Genomic DNA, 19236 nt, shown 5'->3' with positions numbered 1-19236 from the left:
GTGCACTTCGTAGAACACGGTGCGGGCACTCCGGTGCTCGCGATTCACGGCTGGACCCCCGACCACCGCCTGATGCTCGGCTGCCTGGAGCCGTTCTTCGAGACCAGGCCCGGTTATCGGCGCCTTTACCCCGACCTGCCGGCGATGGGGAAGTCGCCGGCGGACGGCATCGACTCCAGCGACGACATGCTTGCGGCGCTTGAGGAGTTCGTCGACACCCAGATCGGCGGCCCGTTCCTGTTGGTCGGGGAGTCCTACGGCGGTTACCTCGCACGGGCCTTGGCGCATCGGCGACCGGATCAGGTGCGCGGGCTGGCGCTGATCTGCCCGACCGGTACCAACGTGTTCCCGGCCGACCGGACGCTGCCGCGGTTCGAGGTGCGCCGGTCGGACGGCGTCGTGCTCGATCCCGGCCTGGCCGCGCAGTTCGACGGCATGGCCGTGGTGCGGACGGCGGAAACGGCGCGGCGCTTCGCCGCCGAGATCGTGCCCGGTCTCGAGCTCGCGGATCGCGACGCGATGGAGCGGATCCACGGGAGGTGGGTCCTGTCCGCCGGTCCGGAGCTGGGGACGTACGAGCGGCCCGCGTTGTTCCTGACCGGCCGCCAGGACAACGTGACCGGCTACGAGGACGTCTACGCGTTGCTCCCGCACTACCCGTACGCGTCGTTCGCCGTGCTGGACACCGCTGGGCACAACCTGCAGATCGAGCAGCCTGTGCTGTTCAACGCGCTCATGGGGGAGTGGCTGGATCGGGTTGCCGAGTCAGGGTGATCCCTGATGCGTGACGCCATGATGCGTAGGCAAGCTACATGTCATGGCGAAACGCGCGAGAACGCTGGTGGTGTGGCTGCACGTCGTGACCTCGGTCGGCTGGCTCAGCCAGGCCGTCGGGCTGCTGGCGCTGGTGCTCTACGGCTTGAACACGGGGGACATCAACGCGTTCAGGATGGCGCGCGTGCTGGATCACCAGGTGCTCGCGTTCATGGGCGCCGCCAGTGCGTTCACCGGCATGATGCTCAGCGCGACGACGCCGTGGGGCTACTTCCGGCAGTGGTGGGTGCTTTCGAAGTTCGCGATCACCATCGTTCAGCTCTACATCGGCATCTTCATCCTGAGCGACAAACTCGAAGCTGCCGCGCACGGTCACGTGACCTCGTGGTTGCCGGTCGGCACCGCCTGCATGATCAGCGGGTTCGCGTTCCAGACGTGGCTCAGCGTCGCGAAGCCGTGGGGCCGCACGCCGTGGGCGGACCCGAAGGTCAAGCTGCCCACGGCGAGCACCAAGGCGTTCGTGCTGGCATTGGTGATCCCGCTGGCGGACCTGGTGATCGGCATCTACACCAGCAGCCCGGCGCCGTTCCTGATGCTGATCACCGTGATCGCCTACTCGATCAGGCGGGCCGCCAGGGGGAGGAACCGGTCGTCGGTCGCGTCGGGTCGTGGAAGCGCGGCAGGTCCGGCTCGTCGAGACGCAGCGGCACCAAGCCCTCGGTGATCGCGATCATGATCCGCTCGTGGGCGCGGCGGGCGTCGCCCATCGTCTCCGCGGAGAGGTCCGAGAGCTCGACGGGCTTGCCGAAGTGGACCTTGAACGTCGGGCGCCTGCGGATCGCGGACAGCCACGACCTCAGGTACGGCAGGAAGTCCCGCCAGCCGGAGACGCGCAGGTTGCCCCAGTACACGGCCTCGTGGGCGCCCCACTGGCTGATCGGGATCACCGGGATGCCGCCGCCCAGCGCCATGCGGGCGACACCGGTCTTGCCGCGCTCCGGCCACATGCCTGGGTCGAGCGTGATCTTGCCCTCGGGGTAGACGGCGATCGGGTCGCCGCCCTTCTGCAACGCCTCGACGGCGCGGTGCATCGCCTCGCCCACGTTCGCCGACCTGCGGTCGACGCGCAGGTGGCCGCACGCCTTCAGGGCGGGGCCCATGATCGGCGCGTCGAGGAGGCCGCCCGCGAGCATGAAGCGCGGGTTGATGCCGATCCTGCGGCACGCCGCGATGAGCACGAACGGGTCGAGGTTGCCGATGTGGTTCGAAGCGAGCAGCAACGGTTTGCCGAGCAGCTCCTGAGGAACGTCGCCGGACACCTCGAGCTTGCCGGTCAGCGCGACGAAGCCACGGTCGATCGCCATGAGCACGCGCCAGAAGAGCGGTGTGGACACGCGGGGCAGCGTACGGCGTGTCGGAACGACACCGTGCCGAATCCGGGGAACCATGAGCTTTCGCACGCGTCCCAGTTGCAAACGGGGCTGGTGAGACGCGAGGGACTACCTTATACACATGGCCGGGCGTACAGGGACTTCGAGAAAGACCACGTCACGCGGCAAAGCACCAGCCAAGCCGCGGGCGCGCTCCACCGCGTCCAGAAAGCCCGCCCCGCGCAAGAGCGGCGGCGCCATCAGCGCCGTGTGGGGCGCATTGGGGCGTGGTGTCGGCAGCCTCGTGCGGACGGTCAGCCGTACCAAGGACCTGGACCCCGAGCACCGCCGGGACGGGCTCGGGCTGCTGCTGATCGCGCTCGCGTTCATCACCGGCGCCGGCGTGTGGTGGCAGGCGGGCGGACCGGTCGGCCAGTGGGTCGACGTCGCGGTGCGCAGCTCCGTCGGGTTCCCTGCGGTGATCGTGCCGGTCGTGTTGCTCGGCATCGGCATCACGCTGATGCGCACCGACCCGAAGCCGGAAGCGCGGCCGCGGCTGATCATCGGCTCGCTGCTGATGATGATCGGCGTGCTCGGCATGTTCCACCTCATCGGCGGCCTGCCGATGGATCCGATCGAACGCCGCAGCGCCGGTGGTGCGCTGGGCTACCTGGCCGGCGGTTTCCTCGCGCAGGGCCTCACGTCGTGGGTCGCGGGCCCGTTGCTGTTCCTGATCTTCGCGTACGGCCTGCTGGTCGTGACGCACACGCCGATCCGCCAGGCGCCCGAGCGGATCCGCTCGCTGTTGCACCCCGGCGCGGCCGAAGAGGAAACCCCGTTCGACGAGGAAGAGACCGCGGAGGAGCCGAAGCCGGTTCGCCTGCGCCGCCCGTCGCGCCGCCGCCAGGCAGCCGCGCCCGTCGAGGAGGAGCCGCAGGCCGAACTGCCGCTGGAGGAGCCGGAGCCCGCGCCGAAGCCTGCCCCTGCTTCGAAGAAGGAGAAGGCCGCTGCCACGGCGATGGTCGTGCGCGCCGTCGAGGGTGAGTACCAGCTGCCGCCGCCGGACGTCCTCAAGAACGGTGACGCGCCGAAGACCCGCAGCAAGGCCAACGACCAGATGATCGAGGCCATCACCGGCGTGCTGGACCAGTTCTCGATCGACGCCCAGGTCACCGGCTTCACCCGCGGCCCGACGGTCACGCGCTACGAGGTCGAGCTCGGCCCCGGCGTGAAGGTCGAGAAGATCACCGCGCTGACCAAGAACATCGCGTACGCCGTGGCGACGGACAACGTGCGCCTGCTGGCCCCGATCCCCGGCAAGTCGGCGGTCGGCATCGAGGTGCCGAACAGCGACCGCGAGATGGTGCGCCTCGGCGACGTGCTGCGCGCGCCGTCCACGGTCAAGGACACGCACCCGATGCTGATCGGCCTCGGCAAGGACATCGAGGGCCACATGGTCACCGCGAACCTGACCAAGATGCCGCACCTGCTGGTCGCGGGCTCCACGGGTTCCGGCAAGTCGTCGTTCGTCAACTCGATGCTGGTGTCGCTGCTGTCCCGCGCGACGCCGGACGAGGTCAGGATGATCCTGATCGACCCGAAGATGGTCGAGCTGACGCCGTACGAGGGCATCCCGCACCTGATCACGCCGATCATCACGCAGCCGAAGAAGGCCGCGGCCGCGCTGGCGTGGCTCGTCGAGGAGATGGAGCAGCGCTACCAGGACATGCAGGTCAACCGGGTGCGCCACGTCGACGACTTCAACCGCAAGGTGAAGTCCGGCGAGATCACCGCGCCGCCCGGCTCCGAGCGCGTCTACCGGCCGTACCCGTACATCATGGCGATCGTCGACGAGCTCGCCGACCTGATGATGACCGCACCGCGTGACGTCGAGGACGCCATCGTCCGCATCACGCAGAAGGCGCGTGCGGCCGGCATCCACCTGGTGCTGGCGACGCAGCGCCCGTCCGTCGACGTCGTCACCGGTCTGATCAAGACGAACGTGCCGTCGCGGCTGGCGTTCGCGACGTCGTCGTTGACCGACTCGCGAGTGATCCTGGACCAGCCGGGCGCCGAGAAGCTGATCGGCATGGGCGACGCCCTGTACCTGCCGATGGGCGCGTCGAAGCCGGTGCGCATCCAGGGTGCGTTCGTCGGCGACGAGGAGATCTCGTCGATCGTCGAGTTCACCAAGAACCAGGCGCAGCCCGAGTACACCGACGGCGTCACGTCGCAGAAGGCCGGCGAGAAGAAGGAGATCGACGCCGACATCGGCGACGACCTCGAACTGCTCGTGCAGGCGACCGAGCTGATCGTCACGTCGCAGTTCGGCTCGACGTCGATGCTGCAGCGCAAGCTCCGCGTCGGGTTCGCGAAGGCGGGGCGCCTCATGGACCTGCTGGAGACCCGCGGGGTGGTCGGGCCGTCCGAGGGCTCGAAGGCACGTGAGGTGCTGATCAAGCCGGACGAGCTCGAGTCCGTGATCCACCTGATGCGTGGAGGCGGCCCCGCCGACGTCGGCGACGAGGACTGAGTCCTGCTTTCAGGGACTTACTTCAGGCCTGCCTGCTGGATGCTCGTGGCCGTGGAGCTCGCGCTGCCACCGAACTCACGCACCGCCGCGTAGTAGAGGTCGGCGGTCCGCCTGCACGTCCAGTTGCTGCCGCACTGCTTGTACATGTCGGACTTGAAGTTGTTGTCGATGCGCAGCCGGTTCGCCTCGCTGAACCGGCCCTGGCGCTTGTAGTTGCGGTAGCCGAAGTCGTGCCGGTGGCAGGTCGGCAGGAACTTGAAGCCGAAGGGGTTGTCCGGCGAGTACGAGCAGCCGTCGGACGACCAGTCGAGCTGGCCGGCGTGGGGCTGTTGGGCGCGCAGTGTTGTGAACTGGCTGAGTGTCTTCGAGTAGAGGTAGTTGTCGGTCACCGCGACGATGTCCACGGCGTGGGCCGGTGCACCCGTGAAGATCAGGGCCAGGGATGCGGTGGCACCCACGAATGCCGAGCGCAGGGTCTTCGACATGGCGAGCTCCTCGGTGTGTGAGCGGGGTCTCGCCAGTTGTAGCGTGTGATCGACAGTCCTCGGTAGACACGATCTGATGAACGTCAGGTGATCAGGTGACCGCACGCGATCGCTGTGGCCACGCGAAGTTCGCGCGGTAAGCCGAGTGAGTGAAGCATCTCGTGGTCCGCTACTCCGCCGAGCAGGTAGCCGCCGAGTTTCTGCTCTGCCAGACGGAGGCAGATGCTCTGGGCGGCGGCGCCGGCCTCGATCAGGCCGAACCTGCCCGCTCGTTCGCCGTACTTCTCGAACGCCTCGTCGTCCTTCAGCACCAGCACGATCGCGAGCGGCGGCACCTCGGGCGTGCCGAGGATCTCCGCCAGATCCGCCGGCGCCGGGCCGATGTCCTGCAGGGCGTGCCGGCGGATGTCGTAGCGGACGGCACGATCGTTCACGAACGCGTAGCAGCGCAACGGGTACAGGCCGCCGGCGGACGGGTGGCTGTTGTCGCCCAGCGCGCCGAGGACTGCGCCGAGTTGCTTGTCCGTCAACGGTTTCGGCGCGAACTCGCGGGTGCTCTTCCGTGCCTGGAACAGCTTCTGCAGCCGGTCGTGAGGTTTCGGCAGCGGTCGCGGCGCGGAAGGCAGTTCCAGCGGGTCGATCAACGGCGGCTGCGGCCGGAAGTCGCGCAGCCGTTCGCCGAGCCTGCGCTGGTGCAGCGGTGAGAACCGGCTGGCGGCCCAGAAGTCGTCGAACACGCGATCACCCCAACGGATGTGGTGCTGGATTGGGGAACACGCCCGGTGAGGCGTGCGGGTAGCGCCAGTGCAGCTCGCGGACGCGGCCGCCGAGGTGCGGCCAGCGGTGGTCCGGGTGCAGCGGCGCGAGGTCGGGGGAGAGGACGCGGACGCAGTGCAGGCCGACCGCCGACAGTTCCGGCGTGGTGAGCTCCCGGTACGCGAGCCGGATGCCGCGGTCGTCCAGCGCGTGCACCAGCTCGGTGAGTTCAGCGGCGACGCCACGGCATGCCGCGTCCGGTGGCGGATCCGTTTCGATGCCGTTCCACCACGGCAGCGCTTCCCACTCGTCGGGGTGGGTCGCGTAGTAGACCGCGTGCTTGTCGAAGTCGGTGACGTCCAAGACGGGCTGATCACCGTTGCGCGCCAGCCACACCTCGATGAACACCGTGCCCTGCACCCACTCCTCGTACGCCTTCCGCAGCGCCTCCGCCACGGTCGCGCGGCAGGCGAGGCCGAGTGTCGGCCGCGGTTTGCCGGCGATCGGCAGGGAGCCGGCGACGACGATCACCGGGTGCGGGCTGTAGTCGGGCGTGAGGTCGAACGCCTGGGCGCCGTGCGGAAGATCGGCAGCGAACCGTTGTGGTGCAATGGAATGCAGCCACGTCGTGGTGAACGCGTCGCGCTCGACCAGTTCCTGGGTGGCCCTCAGCAACGCGCTGGTGGTCGACGGGCCTGCCGCCAGACCGGACGAGGTCGTGGGCAGACCGTGTGAGGCGTCCAGGCCGACGAGCCCGGCCGGCACGCGGATCGGGGAGTTGCCGGGCAACGTCCAGGCCCGCGTGTACCGCGTGTCGACGTATCCCCTGCGGTAGCGGTAGTCGCCCCGAACCCGCTGTTCCACGGTGTGCAGGCTGAAGTGCTCCAACGGCCAGCACTCCCCGTCGGTCGCGACCTCCAGCGGAGCACGCGCGGCAGCGTGCCGTTCCAGGGCTTCGGCAACAGCCGCGACCCGGGTCGTGCCGCCGGAAGTGCCGCCGGTCGCGAAGGGCTCCGGCACCGCTGCCCAGCCCTCGATGTCCACATCGGACAGACTGTGCGGCACGGGGTGCAGCTGTGACACGACACCCTGCCGCCACCCGACCGCGCGCTCGATCAGCGCCTCGGCGACGGTCTTCACCGCTTGCCCCGGTAGTGCCGGAAGAGCCGGTACCCGAACGCCGATGCGCCGCCGACGTAGATCACCGCGATCACCGAGATGTGCGTGGCTTCGGCGAGCGGTCCCAGCAGAGGCAGCACGACGAACGGCTCGACGCACCACAGGAACGCCCAGCCGAGCAGCCGTATCGCGCTCATCCCCGGCCTCGGCGATCGAGCGATGACGCCGGACGCGACCGCCCACCCGAGCGCCACCCCGAAGCCGCCGACCCACCAACCCCAGTGGAGGTCGAAGACCTCGCCCAGCGTGACGAACGGCAGCACGACGACGAGCAGCGGGTAGAGCGCGGCGGGCAGGACCAGGAGGCTGCGCGGGCGTTCGAGCTCTTTGGTGTCCTGGTGCAGCGCTTCCGGGATGTGCACGGCGGCGCCGACCGAGGAAACCGCGCAACAGCAACAACAACAGCAACAGGTGGGCGTCGCGGCGTTCGCGGCGGCCGCACCGGGTGAGAACTGGTCGGGCAACCGGACCGCGGTGGTCATCGCCTGGACCTCCTCAAGAGGTGGACAGCACCGAAGACGAGGCCCGTGAGCAGGCCCGACAAGACCGCCGCGCAGGCGACGACCACGACGAAGAAGAAGACCCAGACGAGCAGGTCGAGCATCACGAGCCCGCCGGCCACGCCGTCGAGTGGTTCAGGTGGTGGCTGTACCGCTTTCACTGTCCCCCCAGGGCAACGACACGCGCCCGACGGGAAGCGCCGGGCAGATCTCGCAGTCGGCGGCGGGCAGCACGCTCTCGCGCGTCGTCGTGAACTCGTCGAGGTTGACGGTCACGACCGCGTCCAGCAGCGCCAGCGAACCGTTGCGGATGTTCTGAACCGCTTGCAACGCAAGAGAAACCGGGAAGTCCGAAGACGTCGCTCCCGGATGCGGGGGAGGTGGCGGATCCCCCCACCGCCGCCCCGCCCGCACCGCGAGGCACGCCAGGCACGCGCCCGCGCCGGGCACCACGAGGGGCCCGATCGCGGCGGTGTGGTGGTACGCGAGGTCCAGCAACAGGTGCGGAACCTCGGTGGTGCGCGCCACCTCGACCAGGTCGACCAACGTGCCGGTGGTCCGCACAACGAGCAAGAGGTCCGGATCGTCGTTCTGCGGCAACCGCTCCACCAGCCCGGCGGGTGCCTCGCCGACGAACCGCGTGCCGACCCCCATCGGCTTGCGCTCGTCAGCGGGCAACCGCGCCGGGCGGAGAGCGCCCAGGGTCCTCAGCTGGGCCACGTGCCGGCGAACCGGTTCCCCCAACCGGCTTTCGTCGACCGTTCGAGCCACTCCCCTCAAAACCGGCTCGAACAGTCCCGCCAGCGCCACGGCCACCGCCCTGGGCAGGTCTGGAATCAGGTACGCGAGGTCAGCGCCCGCGTAGACGACCAGGCCTTCGTCTCTCATCTGCGCGTGCCACCGGGGATCAGCGACCAGGCTCATCCTCGTCCCCCCTCGCCAGAAAACACTCGATCTCCTGCTCGCTCGGCAGTTCCCCGTCCGGATCGACGATCTTCTCGGCGATCGGCGGCAGCGGCTGCTCCGCCCACGCGGGCTGGAACTCGTCGCTGGGCAGCAACCCGTGCCGCGACGCGAACTCCTCCGCCGCGTCCCTGATCGACTCCCGCAGCGTCCCCACCACCGCGGTCTCCGCCGTGTAGGTCAGCTCGACGAGCAACGTCCGCACGTTCTCCAGCTGGTTCTCGTCACCGGCCTTGCGGGCCAGCTCCGGCCAGAACTGCTGCTCGAACAACCGCACGAAGTCCGCCGCGATCGCGTCGGTCGCCGTGCGCAGGCGCGTGAAGCTGTCCATGACGTCATCGCTGGGCACCCTGAGGCCGGCGAGCCTGCCGCCCGCTTCGAGTGCCCAGCGACGCGCGTGCGGCCAGCCGTACTTCCACCGCACCAAGCCCAACCGCATAGCCCGGAGGAGGAGTCGCGGTTGGACGTCTCCCATCGGAATCAGGTGCTTGATGTCGCGCACCTTGATCCGAACCCAGTCGTCGGGTCCCTCGGCCTCGCCCATGCCGAGCACCGCGGCGACCGACTCGCCCTTCTCGCGTGCCGTGATCAGCTCCGCGATCGCCGGCAGCGAGAACCCCCGCTGCTGCAACCGCTGGACCAGTGTCAACCGCTCGACGTGCGAGGCGTCGTAGAACGCCACGCGCCCCTGCCTTCTCGGCGCGTGCAGCACACCCTTCGTCTGGTACATGCGAATGGTGCTGCTGGGCAGGCCGATCCGGGCAGCGAGCTCGTCGATGGTCAGCGATTCGGGCACACCGCAAATCTTGGTGTGCCCAGGTTCGTCGAGTCAAGACTCTTCGAGTAATTACTCGAAGAGTTACAACTCCAGGAGCATCCGGCTGTTGCCGAGGGTGTTCGGCTTCACGTAGCTCAGGTCGAGGAACTCGGCGACACCCTCGTCGACGGACCGCATGATCTCCTCGTAGACCTCGGGGCTCACCGGCGTGCCCTCGATCTCCACGAACCCGTGCTTGCCGAAGAACTTGGTCTCGAACGTCAGCACGAAGATGCGCGCGAGCTGCAGCTCCTTGGCCGTCGCGATGAGCTGCGCCACGATCCGGTGACCCACGCCGCGGCCGAGCGCCAAGGGGGAGACCGCGACGCTGCGGATCTCGGCCAGGTCCTCCCACATCACGTGCAGGGCACCGCAGCCGAGCAGCTCACCGTCCTCCTCGGCCACCCAGAACTCCTGGACGGCCTCGTAGAGGGTGACCAGCGGTTTGGACAGCAGGACCTTCCCCGCGTACCCGTCGATCAACGCCTTCATGGCGCGCACATCACTGGTGCGGGCGCGCCGCACGACTACCCCACTGGTCACGATCGTCAAGTATGAGTGCCCATCACGGACGTCCACCGGCGGGCAAGCACCTCGCGTTCGGCGGGGGTGTACAGGTCCTGCTCCAGCCCCCAGGCCGCCGCGACCGCGCAGTCCCGTGCGTCTCGCCACATCTCGTCGTCGCGGTACTCGGCCGCGCGTTCGACTGCGCGGTGCACCTCCAGGTACGAGTTGCCCCAGCCGTCGTCCCAGTGCTTCTCGTACAGCCTCCGCTCACGGGTCCCGTCCATCGCCGCGATGCGGTCCACCTGCTCTTGGCGCAGCCGCGCGGCCTGGTCGAGGATCGTGAGCACCTGGTCGCCGTGCGGGCCGAAGAACTGCCACGACGGAACTTCCTCGACGCCTGTCAGTTCCCGGACGCGAGAGAACTTCAAATGAGGGTGTTCGCTCACCGGCGTGCCCACGTCCGTCACGCGCCAGATGCGGCACGGCCACGCCACAACGTCGCGCGGACTCTCGTGCACGACCATCCCGTCGTACGGGTCGAGCTCGCGTGGTGGGACCTGGGCGAAGAACACGTCCGGGTCGAACGTGCACCGGGCGCCGGGGGCGAGCGGTGGCGAGCCGTAGAACCCAGAGCCGTCCGGGCGGGTCGAGACGAACAGGTCCACGGCCGGGACCGTAGCAATTGAAGGCGGGAGACCTGGGCCGGTTACGCTGAGCGCCGTGTCTTCTCCCACCACTCCGCGACGCGTGTCGCTGCTGACCCTGGGCTGCGCCCGCAACGAGGTCGACTCCGAGGAACTCGCCGGGCGCCTCGGCGAGGGCGGCTGGGAGCTGGTGGACGAGGGCGCGGACGTCGTCGTCGTCAACACGTGCGGCTTCGTTGAGCAGGCCAAGAAGGACTCGGTCGACACGCTGCTCGCCGCGTCCGACACCGGCGCCAAGGTCGTCGCGGTCGGCTGCATGGCCGAGCGGTACGGCAAGGAGCTCGCGGACAGCCTGCCGGAGGCGGCGGCCGTGCTCGGCTTCGACCAGTACAACGACCTGGCCGAGCGCCTCGACGACGTGCTGCACGGCAAGCGGGTCGAGTCGCACGTGCCGGTGGACCGCCGCACGCTGCTGCCCATCACGCCGGTGAAGCGCCAGGAGGCGGCCGCCGACGTCCAGGTGCCCGGCCACGGCTGGGGGCCCACCAAGGTCCAGCGCCGCAGGCTCGACGACGCCCCCGTGGCCCCGCTGAAGATCGCGAGCGGCTGCGACCGGCGGTGCTCGTTCTGCGCGATCCCGAGCTTCCGCGGCGCGTTCGTGTCGCGGCACCCCGACGAGGTCGTGGCCGAGGCCATGTGGCTCGCCGAGAACGGCGTCAAGGAGCTCTTCCTCGTCAGCGAGAACTCGACGAGCTACGGCAAGGACCTGCCGCGTGAGCACGGCGCGCTGGAGCAGCTGCTGCCCCGCCTCGCGAGCATCCCGGGCGTCGAGCGCGTGCGGGTCAGCTACCTGCAGCCGGCCGAGACCAAGCCGTCGCTGGTGGCCGCCATCGCGAAGACCGAGAAGGTCGCGAACTACTTCGACATGTCGTTCCAGCACTCCAGCGAGAACGTGCTGCGGCGCATGCGCCGGTTCGGCGACACCGACAGCTTCCTCAAGCTCGTGTGGCAGATCCGCGAGCACGCGCCGGAGGCGGGCATCCGCAGCAACTTCATCGTGGGCTTCCCGGGCGAGACCGAGGAGGACCTGCAGGAGCTGGAGCGGTTCCTGACCGAGGCGCGCCTCGACGCGGTCGGCATCTTCGGCTACTCCGACGAGGACGGCACCGAGGCCGAGAACCTCGACGGCAAGCTCGACGCGGACACCATCGCGGAGCGGGTCCAGCGCATCGGCAACCTCGTCGAGGAGCTGACCAGCCAGCGCGCGGAGGACCGCGTCGGCAGCGAGGTCGTCGTGCTGGTCGAGCACGAGGAGGACGACGAGAGCGACTGCGTCGGCAGGGCCGAGCACCAGGCGCCCGAGGTCGACGGCGAGTGCATCGTGCTCGAAGCCGAGGACCTCAAGCGCGGTGACCTCGTGCGGTGCCGCGTGGTCGACTCCGAGGGCGTCGACCTCGTCGTCGAAGTGATCGAGGTGCTGGGGACATGACGGAGGCCAGGAAGGTCCCGCTGCTCAACGTCGCCAACATCCTCACGATGGCGCGGATGGCACTGGTTCCGGTCTTCCTGCTCTCACTGTTCGCGGCGGGCGGCTTCGACACGACGTGGCGGCTCATCGCGTTCGGGATCTTCGCCGTCGCGAGCTTCACCGACCACATCGACGGCACGCTCGCCCGCAAGCACGGGCTGATCACCGACTTCGGCAAGATCGCCGACCCGATCGCGGACAAGGCGCTGACCGGGTCCGCGCTGGTGGGCCTCAGCATCCTCGACGTGCTGCCGTGGTGGATCACGATCGTCATCGCCGTGCGCGAGGTCGGCGTGACGCTGCTGCGGTTCTGGGTGATCCGCTACGGCGTCATCCCCGCCAGCCGCGGCGGCAAGGCCAAGACGTTGCTGCAGATCATTGCGATCGGGTTGTTCCTGCTGCCGCAGAACGACGTCATCGCGATCATCGCGTGGGTGATCATGGCCGCCGCGCTGGCCCTCACGGTGGTGACGGGAATTGATTACGTCATCCGGGCGTTCAAGTTGAAAGCTCGCGCAGGTAGGGCGGTGGCGTGACCAACGTCGTCGGACTGCTGAAGGAGCGCGGGCAGACCGTTGCCACCGCCGAGTCGCTGACCGCGGGTCTGCTGTGCGCGACGATCGTCGACACGCCGGGGGCGAGTGCCGTGGTCCGCGGTGGGTTGATCGTCTACGCCACCGAGCTCAAGCACGAGCTCGCGGGCGTGGATCAGCAGTTGCTCGACGAGCACGGAGCCGTGCACCCCGATGTTGCGATCCAACTGGCCGAGGGAGCCCGGAACCGGTGCAAATCGGACTGGGGGATCGGACTGACCGGGGTCGCAGGCCCCGATCCGCAGGATGGAGTCGCTCCAGGAACGGTCCACATCGGCTTGAGCGGTCCTGGAGTGTCCACAGTGCGGACAATCACTGTTAGTGGCGACCGGAAAGCGGTGCGTTTCACAGCCGTTGAAAAAGCGCTGGTCCTGCTGTCGGATTACCTGCTGATCACCGCGGACGGGAACAAACGATGACTTCGCGTTCGTTCGCCCTTGGCGGACGTGTTCGGAAGTCACTGCCCGTTGTCGGTGTCGATCGGTAACGTAGGGACACGGCCGGCCGGAAGGAGGCGCGCGATGACCGTGCTGCTACGCGAGGCGATCGGTGATCGGCTTCGCCATGCCCGCACCAACCAACGCCGCACGCTGCGCGAGGTCTCTCGGACCGCCCGCGTGAGCCTGGGGTACCTGTCCGAGGTGGAGCGCGGCCGCAAAGAGGCGTCCAGCGAGCTCCTCGCGGCCATCTGTGAAGCATTGGACCTGCCGCTGTCCGAGCTGCTGCACCACGTCGCCTCCGACATCGGCGCCGTTCAGCAGACGCCCGACACGGTGCCGGACACCGTTCCGGACGGCCGCTCGGCGCACGAGCGCGGGAAGCTGGAGGGTGGCCGCGTGCTGCCGACCACGCTCTCGGACGACCTGTCCGACCTGCGGCTGCAGCCGATGCTCACGCACAGGCTCACGAGCAAGATCGGCGAGCCGCCGAAGGCAGTCGTCGCAGCTTGACCACACGTCGTTGCCGGCCCCGCTCGCCCAGAGGCGAGCGGGGCCGCTCGCATTCGGCTGCCCGGCCCTGCGCTGTGGCCCCCGACACGTGACGGTCTGCAACAAGAACGGCCGTTCGCACGTTCAACTGACAACGACGGCAGCGTGCCGGACGGCAGGCAACGGCTTGGCCACAGCACGCTGGGTCACCGCGTCCTCGGGCGCGGGTGCGGGCAGGATTGGCACGTCGTCAGGCGTGTACTCCTAAGTCCCGGGGTGGGTCAGGGTGTTCCCGGATATCTCCCCAGGTTGGTGGAACCGCCGACGCACAATTGAGACGATGGATCCAACACCGGCACCGAGAAGGCAGGCGTAGGAGATGGCCAGTCCGTTCGTGAAGTTCTGGAAGTACCTCATGGCGGCGTTCTCGTCCAAGATCGACGAGCACGCTGACCCGAAGGTGCAGATCCAGCAGGCCATCGAGGAGGCGCAGCGTCAGCACCAGGCGCTCTCTCAGCAGGCCGCGGCCGTGATCGGCAACCAGCGTCAGCTGGAGATGAAGCTGAACCGGCAGCTCGGCGACGTAGAGAAGCTGCAGGCCTCCGCGCGTCAGGCGCTCGTGCTCGCCGACGAGGCGCGCTCGAAGGGCGACGAGCAGAAGGCCCAGCAGTTCGAGAACGCCGCACAGGGTTTCGCCACCCAGCTCGTGACGGCCGAGCAGGGCATCGAGGACCTCAAGACGCTGCACGACCAGTCGCTGCAGGCCGCCGCTCAGGCCAAGCAGGCCGTCGAGCGCAACGCGATGATGCTGCAGCAGAAGCTCGCCGAGCGCACCAAGCTCCTCAGCCAGCTGGAGCAGGCGAAGATGCAGGAGCAGGTCTCCGCCTCGCTGAACCAGATGAGCGAGCTCGCGGCGCCGGGCAACGTGCCGTCGCTCGAAGAGGTCCGCGACAAGATCGAGAAGCGCTACGCGACCGCGGTGGGGTCGGCGGAGCTGGCCCAGAACTCGGTGCAGGGCCGCATGCTCGAGGTGCAGGCCTCGACCACGCAGCTCGCGGGTTCGTCGCGGCTGGAGCAGATCCGTGCGTCCATGCACGGTGGCCAGGCCAGCACGCCGCCGCAGGTCACCGCGGGCAACAGCGCCGCGGCGCAGATCCAGGCCGAGATCGCGCAGCGCGTCCAGCAGGAGCAGAAGACCACGCAGCAGCAGGTCCCGCCGGCTCAGAGCTAGAACTGGGCATCGGGGCAGGAGGAGTCAGCAGGTGATCATGGAGCCCTGGAGAAACCGTCCCAACAACGAGATCGTCCGCAAGGTCGTCAACGAGTTGGGTGCGTCGCTCCAGGGCCACCCGCTGGCCGAGCAGGCGCGCTACCGCTTGCAGAAGTGGAACGACCCGCGCGCCAAGCTGGAACGCAAGCGCAAGCGCACCAACGCCGTGCTGACGTTCTGGCTGGCGCTGATCACGATCTTCGGCACGCTCGCCGTCTTCGGCTACACCGGCGTGCTCGGCACGTGGGCCGCCGTCTCCGGGACGATCGGTGCCGCCGTGCCCGGACTGCTCGCCGTCCGCAGCGGGTTCAAGCTGCGTGAGCTGGGCGCGGCCCGCCGACGGCTCGAGCTGGCTCCACCGCCACCGCCCAGGCCGCCACTGCCCGCGCACATCTCCGCGGCGCGCGTTCCGATGGAGAAGCTGCACGAGGCCGAGGACGCCATGAACGAGCTGCTGCGTCAGCTCGACTCGCCGACGCTCACGTCGATGCCGACCGAGTCCGTACAGCACGCCCGGCAGACCGCCCAGGAGGCTTCCGCAGCCATCCGCTCGGTGTCCGCGCAGCTTCAGGCCGTGGAGCGCGCTCGCGACACCGCCCCGCCGCTGGAGCGCGCGCCGTTGGTCGAGGGCGTGCGCGTGCTCAGAATCCAACTGGCGGACGGCGTGGACCGCTACTGTTCGCTGGTGGCGGCCGCCGGTCAGGCGCTGGCGGCGAGCACGGCGTTCCAGGATCCGCGTGAGGTGCTCGACGACGCCACGGACCACATGGCCGGTCTCGCGTCTGCGATGCGAGACGTGTCAGGCTATTCAGCCTACTGAGGGTGACGTTGGGTAGTCGCGCGGGCCTATTAGGCGGTTCCCCCTGGAGATCTTTACAGCAATCGTGTGATTATCAGACCGTTATCTAGCCGTAGCCACTACATCGCGTGGCAGGATTCCGGGGCCGGGCAGCGGGAACCCGGCTGGGTTGCCGGGAGGCAGTGCGTTGGCGTTGTGGACCGTGCACGGGGACGGTCGGATCACCGACAGTGAAACCGTTGCACCGCAGGAGCGGGCGAGCTGGCCGCTCACCATCGGGTTCGGAGTGCAGCACCTGGTCGCCATGTTCGGTGCGACGGTGCTCGTCCCTACCGCCACCGGCCTCCCCGTCGCCACCACGCTGCTGTTCTCGGGCCTGGGCACGCTGCTGTTCCTGGTGATCACCAAGAACCGCGTCCCGAGCTACCTGGGCTCGTCCTTCGCCTTCGTCGCGCCTCTCGTCGCCGCCCGCGAACAGGGCATCGCCGCCCAGCTGGGTGGCGTCGTCGCCGCCGGCCTGCTGGTGATCGTCGTCGGCATCGCGGTCAAGGCGCTCGGCGTGCGCCTGCTGGAGTCGGTCATGCCGCCGGTCGTCACCGGCGCCGTCGTGATCATCATCGGCCTGAACCTCTCGCACCAGGCCACCTCGAACTTCGCCAGGCAGCCCCTGCTGGCCGCGCTGACGACCGTGGTGATCCTGCTGGCGGGCGTGCTGGGCCGCGGCCTGCTGTACCGGTTCTCGATCCTGCTGGGCTTCGTGGCGGTCTGGCTGGGCGGCCTCGCGTTCGGTGCCGTCCCGAGGGAGAAGTTCGACGCGCTGCGCGACGCCGCGTGGGTGGGCCTGCCGCAGCTGCACCAGCCGGAGCTGCGGCCGTCCGTGGTGCTGCTGATGCTGCCGGTCGTGATCGTCCTGGTCGCCGAGGTCGTGGGCCACGTGAAGGCCGTCGCGGCGCTGACGGGCCGCAACCTCGACGGCAGCGCGGGCGACGCGATCATCGCGAACGGGCTGTCGACCGCGTTGTCCGGACTGGGCGGTGGAGCGGGGACGACGACGTACTCCGAGAACATCGGCGTCATGGCCGTGACGCGCGTCTACACGACGGCGGCGTTCGCGTTCGCCGGTGTGCTCGCCGCGGCGCTGGCGTTCTCCCCGAAGGCCATCGCGCTGTTCGGGACCATCCCGGCAGGTGTGCTGGGCGGCTGCACGTTGGTGCTCTACGGCCTGATCGTGCTCATCGGCGTCCGGATCTGGATGGACCGCGGCGTCGACCTGACGAGCCCGGTGAACGCGATGGTCGGCGGCGCCGCGCTGGTGGCCGGTGTCGGCGACCTGACCATCGAGATCGGCGACCTGTCGATGGGCGGCATGGTCTGGGGCTCGCTGCTCGTCGTGATCCTGCACCCGGTCATGCGCTGGCTGCGGGCCGCTCGCCGAAGCTGAAGGTCACCGCAGTGCGCGGTTGATCCTCGTGACGAGCCCCGGTCCCTCGTAGATGAACCCGGTGTAGATCTGCACGAGGCTCGCGCCGGCGTCGATCATGCGCTTGGCGTCGTCCGCGCTGGCGATGCCACCGACTCCGATGACCGGCAGCTCGCTGTTCTTGGTGATGAACCGGACGACGTCGTTCGCGCGCTGGGTGAGCGGCCTGCCGCTGAGGCCGCCAGTCTCGTCGCGGTGGACGCTCTTGAGGCCCTCACGGCCGAGGGTCGTGTTCGTGGCGATGAGGCCTTTCACACCGTTGTCCAGGCACACCTGGATGACCTCTTCGATCGCGTCGTCGGTGAGATCCGGCGCGATCTTGACCAGCATCGGCTTGTCCGTCGCCCGCGTGAGCGCCTGCACCAGCTCGGTGAGCGCGCCCTTGTCCTGCAGGCTGCGCAGTCCCGGCGTGTTCGGGGAGCTGACGTTGATCGCGTAGTAGTCGCCGTGGTCCTTCAGTGCGTTCAGCGAGTTCAGGTAGTCCTGGACGGCGTCCTCGACCGGCGTGATCTTGGACTTGCCGAGGCTGATGCCCAGCGGCGCCCTGAGCGTGGTCTGGTCGAGCTTGCGCGCGAGGGCCTGCGCACCCGCGTTGTTGAAGCCCATCCGGTTGATGATCGCCTCGTCCTCGCGGAGCCGGAACAGCCGCGGCTTGCGGTTGCCCGGCTGCGCGTGCCACGTGACCGTGCCGACCTCGACGAACCCGAACCCGAGCGCGGCCCAGGCGGGCAGGGCGCGTCCGTCCTTGTCCAGTCCGGCCGCGAGCCCGACGGGGTTGGGGAACCGCACGCCGAAGACCGTGCGCGGGTTGTTCTGGTTGCGCGCGAACCTTGCCAGCGGGCTCAGCCGGGCCATGACGTTGAGCGTGGTCTCGTGGACCCGCTCCGCGTCGCCGCCGTGCATCCCGAACAACGCCCTGCGAACCACCTGCTTGTAGACCACGCGCCCACCCTATAACGGCAGTTCAGGGCGGGCGCGCGGTCCTCTGTTCCTAGTTGCCGACCTCACGCAGGCAGTCTGGCGCGGGGTTGCGGATCGGCCCGGTGAACCCGAGCCCGTTGCCCCTGTTCGGCATGTTCGAGATGCCCAGCAGCACCGTGTACCCCTCAGGCACGTCGTTCGGCGCCATGGTCACCGAGCCGTCCGTGATGCGCGGTACGGCGACGAAGGTGCCGATCTTGCTCTCGTCCAGCTCCGCGCAGGTCGTCGACATCGGCACCGCCTCGGCCCGGATGCCGTACTCGCGCAGCTTGGCGTTGGCCGCGTCGGCTCCTTTGATGTCCCGGATGGTCACCGTGACGCTGCCGTCGGGGTTCTTGGTGACCGCGTACGCCTCCGGAGCGTTGCCACCGGTCGTGAGCGCCACGGTGGCGGCCCCCGCGACCGCCAGCACCCCTGCCGCCGCCAGCACCGGTCGCGCGGACCGCCTGGTCCGCTGCTCGGGCAGCTCGGCCAGCGCAGGCCCGTGCTCACTCATCAGGTCCTGCAAAAGGTTGTCCTTGAAGCTCATCGGTCCCCCTTTGGAGCCAGGTCGCGGATCTTGCCGCGAGCCCGGAAGAGCCTGATCCGCAGCGCGCCGGACGAGACGCCCAGCACGGCCGCGGCTTCCTTCGGTGTCATGCCCACGAGGTCGACGAGCTCGACCACCTCGCGGTCGAGCGCCGGCAACGAGGCCATGGCGGCAACCAGCTCACGGCCCTTCCGCTCGGCGTCGATGCGCCCGACCAGGTCGTCGATCTCGTCACCGGACAGCACCCGGCGCCCGTTCATGCGCACGACGACGTCCCGACCGCGAGAGACGGTCTCGCAGTGCTGGGCGAACACCCGGCGGGCGATGCCCAGCAGCCAGGACCGCGCGGTGCCTCTCGTGCGGTCGAACGTGCCGAACGACGTGATGGCGGCGACGAACGTGTCCGCGGTCAGGTCGGCGGCGGTCTGCGGGTCGGCGGTGCGGCGGGCGAAGTACGCCATCACCACGTCGAACTCGGCCTGGTACACGGCTTCGAACTCACGTGCCGCCGGGGCGACCGGTGGTGGATGGACTGGAGGTGGAACGGTCATTGGCTGGCTCACGCAGATGGTTGCCGACTTCCGGCAACGCCGTTACGC

At 69.0% G+C, this 19236-nt stretch carries 23 protein-coding genes; 10 read left to right on the top strand and 13 right to left on the bottom strand.

Annotated features, from left to right (window positions below; translation table 11 throughout):
* Together C8D87_RS33805 and C8D87_RS33800 are read left to right on the top strand one after the other, a co-directional pair.
* Positions 1–774, top strand: a complete 774-nt coding sequence (locus tag C8D87_RS33805; protein WP_112229768.1) for an alpha/beta fold hydrolase — start codon at positions 1–3, stop codon at positions 772–774.
* A gap of 43 nt (positions 775–817) precedes the next feature.
* The gene (locus C8D87_RS33800; RefSeq protein WP_215732570.1) at positions 818–1498 is read left to right on the top strand and encodes a hypothetical protein; all 681 of its coding nucleotides are present in this window, start codon (positions 818–820) and stop codon (positions 1496–1498) included.
* On the opposite strand, the gene C8D87_RS33795 is transcribed toward C8D87_RS33800, so the two are convergent.
* Positions 1395–2138: a lysophospholipid acyltransferase family protein gene (locus C8D87_RS33795; RefSeq protein WP_233442450.1), complete on the bottom strand. Its 744-nt coding sequence runs from the start codon at positions 2136–2138 to the stop codon at positions 1395–1397. The genes C8D87_RS33800 and C8D87_RS33795 overlap by 104 nt on opposite strands.
* A gap of 148 nt (positions 2139–2286) precedes the next feature.
* Here C8D87_RS33795 and C8D87_RS33790 point away from each other — a divergent pair, with 148 nt between their 5' ends.
* Positions 2287–4677 carry an FtsK/SpoIIIE family DNA translocase gene (locus tag C8D87_RS33790; RefSeq protein WP_112229764.1) on the top strand — a complete coding sequence of 797 codons (2391 nt, stop codon included), beginning with the start codon at positions 2287–2289 and terminating at the stop codon, positions 4675–4677.
* A gap of 17 nt (positions 4678–4694) precedes the next feature.
* Here the strand turns inward: C8D87_RS33790 and C8D87_RS33785 are convergent, their stop codons facing one another.
* From C8D87_RS33785 to C8D87_RS33755, 9 genes are all read right to left on the bottom strand, one after another.
* Positions 4695–5162 carry a phospholipase gene (locus C8D87_RS33785; RefSeq protein ID WP_112229762.1) on the bottom strand — a complete coding sequence of 156 codons (468 nt, stop codon included), beginning with the start codon at positions 5160–5162 and terminating at the stop codon, positions 4695–4697.
* A gap of 83 nt (positions 5163–5245) precedes the next feature.
* Positions 5246–5899 carry a nitroreductase family protein gene (locus C8D87_RS33780; protein WP_170166682.1) on the bottom strand — a complete coding sequence of 218 codons (654 nt, stop codon included), beginning with the start codon at positions 5897–5899 and terminating at the stop codon, positions 5246–5248.
* A 4-nt stretch (positions 5900–5903) separates the two neighbouring features.
* The gene (locus C8D87_RS33775) at positions 5904–7058 is read right to left on the bottom strand and encodes a YcaO-like family protein (RefSeq protein ID WP_170166681.1); all 1155 of its coding nucleotides are present in this window, start codon (positions 7056–7058) and stop codon (positions 5904–5906) included.
* Positions 7055–7579 (bottom strand): hypothetical protein, encoded by a 525-nt coding sequence (locus tag C8D87_RS46330; protein WP_170166680.1) that lies wholly within the window; start codon positions 7577–7579, stop codon positions 7055–7057. The genes C8D87_RS33775 and C8D87_RS46330 overlap by 4 nt, the downstream gene beginning before the upstream one ends.
* Positions 7576–7719 (bottom strand): hypothetical protein, encoded by a 144-nt coding sequence (locus C8D87_RS46325; RefSeq protein WP_170166679.1) that lies wholly within the window; start codon positions 7717–7719, stop codon positions 7576–7578. Before C8D87_RS46325 ends, C8D87_RS46330 begins: the two co-directional genes overlap by 4 nt.
* Before the next feature lie 13 nt (positions 7720–7732).
* Entirely contained in the window at positions 7733–8521 is a 789-nt protein-coding gene (locus C8D87_RS33770) for a hypothetical protein (RefSeq protein ID WP_112229756.1), read from the bottom strand.
* Complete coding sequence (locus C8D87_RS33765; protein WP_233439295.1) at positions 8505–9356, bottom strand: MerR family transcriptional regulator; 852 nt, start codon at positions 9354–9356, stop codon at positions 8505–8507. The genes C8D87_RS33770 and C8D87_RS33765 overlap by 17 nt, the downstream gene beginning before the upstream one ends.
* A gap of 63 nt (positions 9357–9419) precedes the next feature.
* Complete coding sequence (locus C8D87_RS33760; RefSeq protein ID WP_267899903.1) at positions 9420–9920, bottom strand: amino-acid N-acetyltransferase; 501 nt, start codon at positions 9918–9920, stop codon at positions 9420–9422.
* Between the two features lie 5 nt (positions 9921–9925).
* Entirely contained in the window at positions 9926–10549 is a 624-nt protein-coding gene (locus C8D87_RS33755) for a hypothetical protein (RefSeq protein WP_112229754.1), read from the bottom strand.
* A 55-nt stretch (positions 10550–10604) separates the two neighbouring features.
* On the opposite strand from C8D87_RS33755, the gene rimO reads away from it, so the two are divergent.
* From rimO to C8D87_RS33720, 7 genes are all read left to right on the top strand, one after another.
* Complete coding sequence (gene rimO / locus C8D87_RS33750) at positions 10605–12017, top strand: 30S ribosomal protein S12 methylthiotransferase RimO (RefSeq protein ID WP_211337210.1); 1413 nt, start codon at positions 10605–10607, stop codon at positions 12015–12017.
* Complete coding sequence (gene pgsA, locus C8D87_RS33745; protein ID WP_109633706.1) at positions 12014–12592, top strand: CDP-diacylglycerol--glycerol-3-phosphate 3-phosphatidyltransferase; 579 nt, start codon at positions 12014–12016, stop codon at positions 12590–12592. The genes rimO and pgsA overlap by 4 nt, the downstream gene beginning before the upstream one ends.
* Positions 12589–13068, top strand: coding sequence for a CinA family protein (locus C8D87_RS33740; protein WP_112229752.1), 480 nt, complete (start codon positions 12589–12591; stop codon positions 13066–13068). Before pgsA ends, C8D87_RS33740 begins: the two co-directional genes overlap by 4 nt.
* 102 nt (positions 13069–13170) lie before the next feature.
* Positions 13171–13599: a helix-turn-helix domain-containing protein gene (locus C8D87_RS33735; RefSeq protein ID WP_109633701.1), complete on the top strand. Its 429-nt coding sequence runs from the start codon at positions 13171–13173 to the stop codon at positions 13597–13599.
* A 358-nt stretch (positions 13600–13957) separates the two neighbouring features.
* On the top strand, positions 13958–14809 hold the full coding sequence (locus C8D87_RS33730; protein WP_109633698.1) for a PspA/IM30 family protein: 852 nt from the start codon (positions 13958–13960) through the stop codon (positions 14807–14809).
* Positions 14810–14846: 37 nt separating this feature from the next.
* On the top strand, positions 14847–15668 hold the full coding sequence (pspM, locus tag C8D87_RS33725; RefSeq protein ID WP_109635138.1) for a phage shock envelope stress response protein PspM: 822 nt from the start codon (positions 14847–14849) through the stop codon (positions 15666–15668).
* A 181-nt stretch (positions 15669–15849) separates the two neighbouring features.
* Positions 15850–17088, top strand: a complete 1239-nt coding sequence (locus C8D87_RS33720) for a uracil-xanthine permease family protein (protein ID WP_325049739.1) — start codon at positions 15850–15852, stop codon at positions 17086–17088.
* 3 nt (positions 17089–17091) lie between these two features.
* On the opposite strand, the gene C8D87_RS33715 is transcribed toward C8D87_RS33720, so the two are convergent.
* From C8D87_RS33715 to C8D87_RS33705, 3 genes are read right to left on the bottom strand one after another with little or no spacing between them, the layout of a single operon-like run.
* Positions 17092–18069, bottom strand: a complete 978-nt coding sequence (locus tag C8D87_RS33715) for a quinone-dependent dihydroorotate dehydrogenase (RefSeq protein ID WP_112229748.1) — start codon at positions 18067–18069, stop codon at positions 17092–17094.
* A gap of 49 nt (positions 18070–18118) precedes the next feature.
* Positions 18119–18637, bottom strand: a complete 519-nt coding sequence (locus tag C8D87_RS33710) for a hypothetical protein (protein ID WP_112229746.1) — start codon at positions 18635–18637, stop codon at positions 18119–18121.
* Positions 18634–19188, bottom strand: a complete 555-nt coding sequence (locus tag C8D87_RS33705; protein WP_112229744.1) for an RNA polymerase sigma factor — start codon at positions 19186–19188, stop codon at positions 18634–18636. Before C8D87_RS33705 ends, C8D87_RS33710 begins: the two co-directional genes overlap by 4 nt.
* Between the last annotated feature and the right edge of the window lie 48 nt (positions 19189–19236).

This window comes from Lentzea atacamensis (genome assembly GCF_003269295.1).
Taxonomy (GTDB): domain Bacteria; phylum Actinomycetota; class Actinomycetes; order Mycobacteriales; family Pseudonocardiaceae; genus Lentzea; species Lentzea atacamensis.
The sequence above is the reverse complement of the archived record's forward strand: the minus strand, read 5'-3'. Positions and strand labels throughout refer to the sequence as shown.

Excerpts from the sequence above, each read along its gene's own strand:
- C8D87_RS33800 (WP_215732570.1), top strand. The coding sequence starts at position 818 with ATGGCGAAACGCGCGAGAACGCTGGTGGTGTGGCTGCACGTCGTGACC.
- C8D87_RS33735 (WP_109633701.1), top strand. The coding sequence starts at position 13,171 with ATGACCGTGCTGCTACGCGAGGCGATCGGTGATCGGCTTCGCCATGCC.
- C8D87_RS33705 (WP_112229744.1), bottom strand. The coding sequence starts at position 19,188 with ATGACCGTTCCACCTCCAGTCCATCCACCACCGGTCGCCCCGGCGGCA.
- C8D87_RS46330 (WP_170166680.1), bottom strand. The coding sequence starts at position 7,579 with ATGACCACCGCGGTCCGGTTGCCCGACCAGTTCTCACCCGGTGCGGCC.
- pgsA (WP_109633706.1), top strand. The coding sequence starts at position 12,014 with ATGACGGAGGCCAGGAAGGTCCCGCTGCTCAACGTCGCCAACATCCTC.
- C8D87_RS33710 (WP_112229746.1), bottom strand. The coding sequence starts at position 18,637 with ATGAGCTTCAAGGACAACCTTTTGCAGGACCTGATGAGTGAGCACGGG.
- C8D87_RS33790 (WP_112229764.1), top strand. The coding sequence starts at position 2,287 with ATGGCCGGGCGTACAGGGACTTCGAGAAAGACCACGTCACGCGGCAAA.
- pspM (WP_109635138.1), top strand. The coding sequence starts at position 14,847 with ATGGAGCCCTGGAGAAACCGTCCCAACAACGAGATCGTCCGCAAGGTC.
- C8D87_RS33785 (WP_112229762.1), bottom strand. The coding sequence starts at position 5,162 with ATGTCGAAGACCCTGCGCTCGGCATTCGTGGGTGCCACCGCATCCCTG.
- C8D87_RS33770 (WP_112229756.1), bottom strand. The coding sequence starts at position 8,521 with ATGAGCCTGGTCGCTGATCCCCGGTGGCACGCGCAGATGAGAGACGAA.
- C8D87_RS33730 (WP_109633698.1), top strand. The coding sequence starts at position 13,958 with ATGGCCAGTCCGTTCGTGAAGTTCTGGAAGTACCTCATGGCGGCGTTC.
- C8D87_RS33795 (WP_233442450.1), bottom strand. The coding sequence starts at position 2,138 with ATGGCGATCGACCGTGGCTTCGTCGCGCTGACCGGCAAGCTCGAGGTG.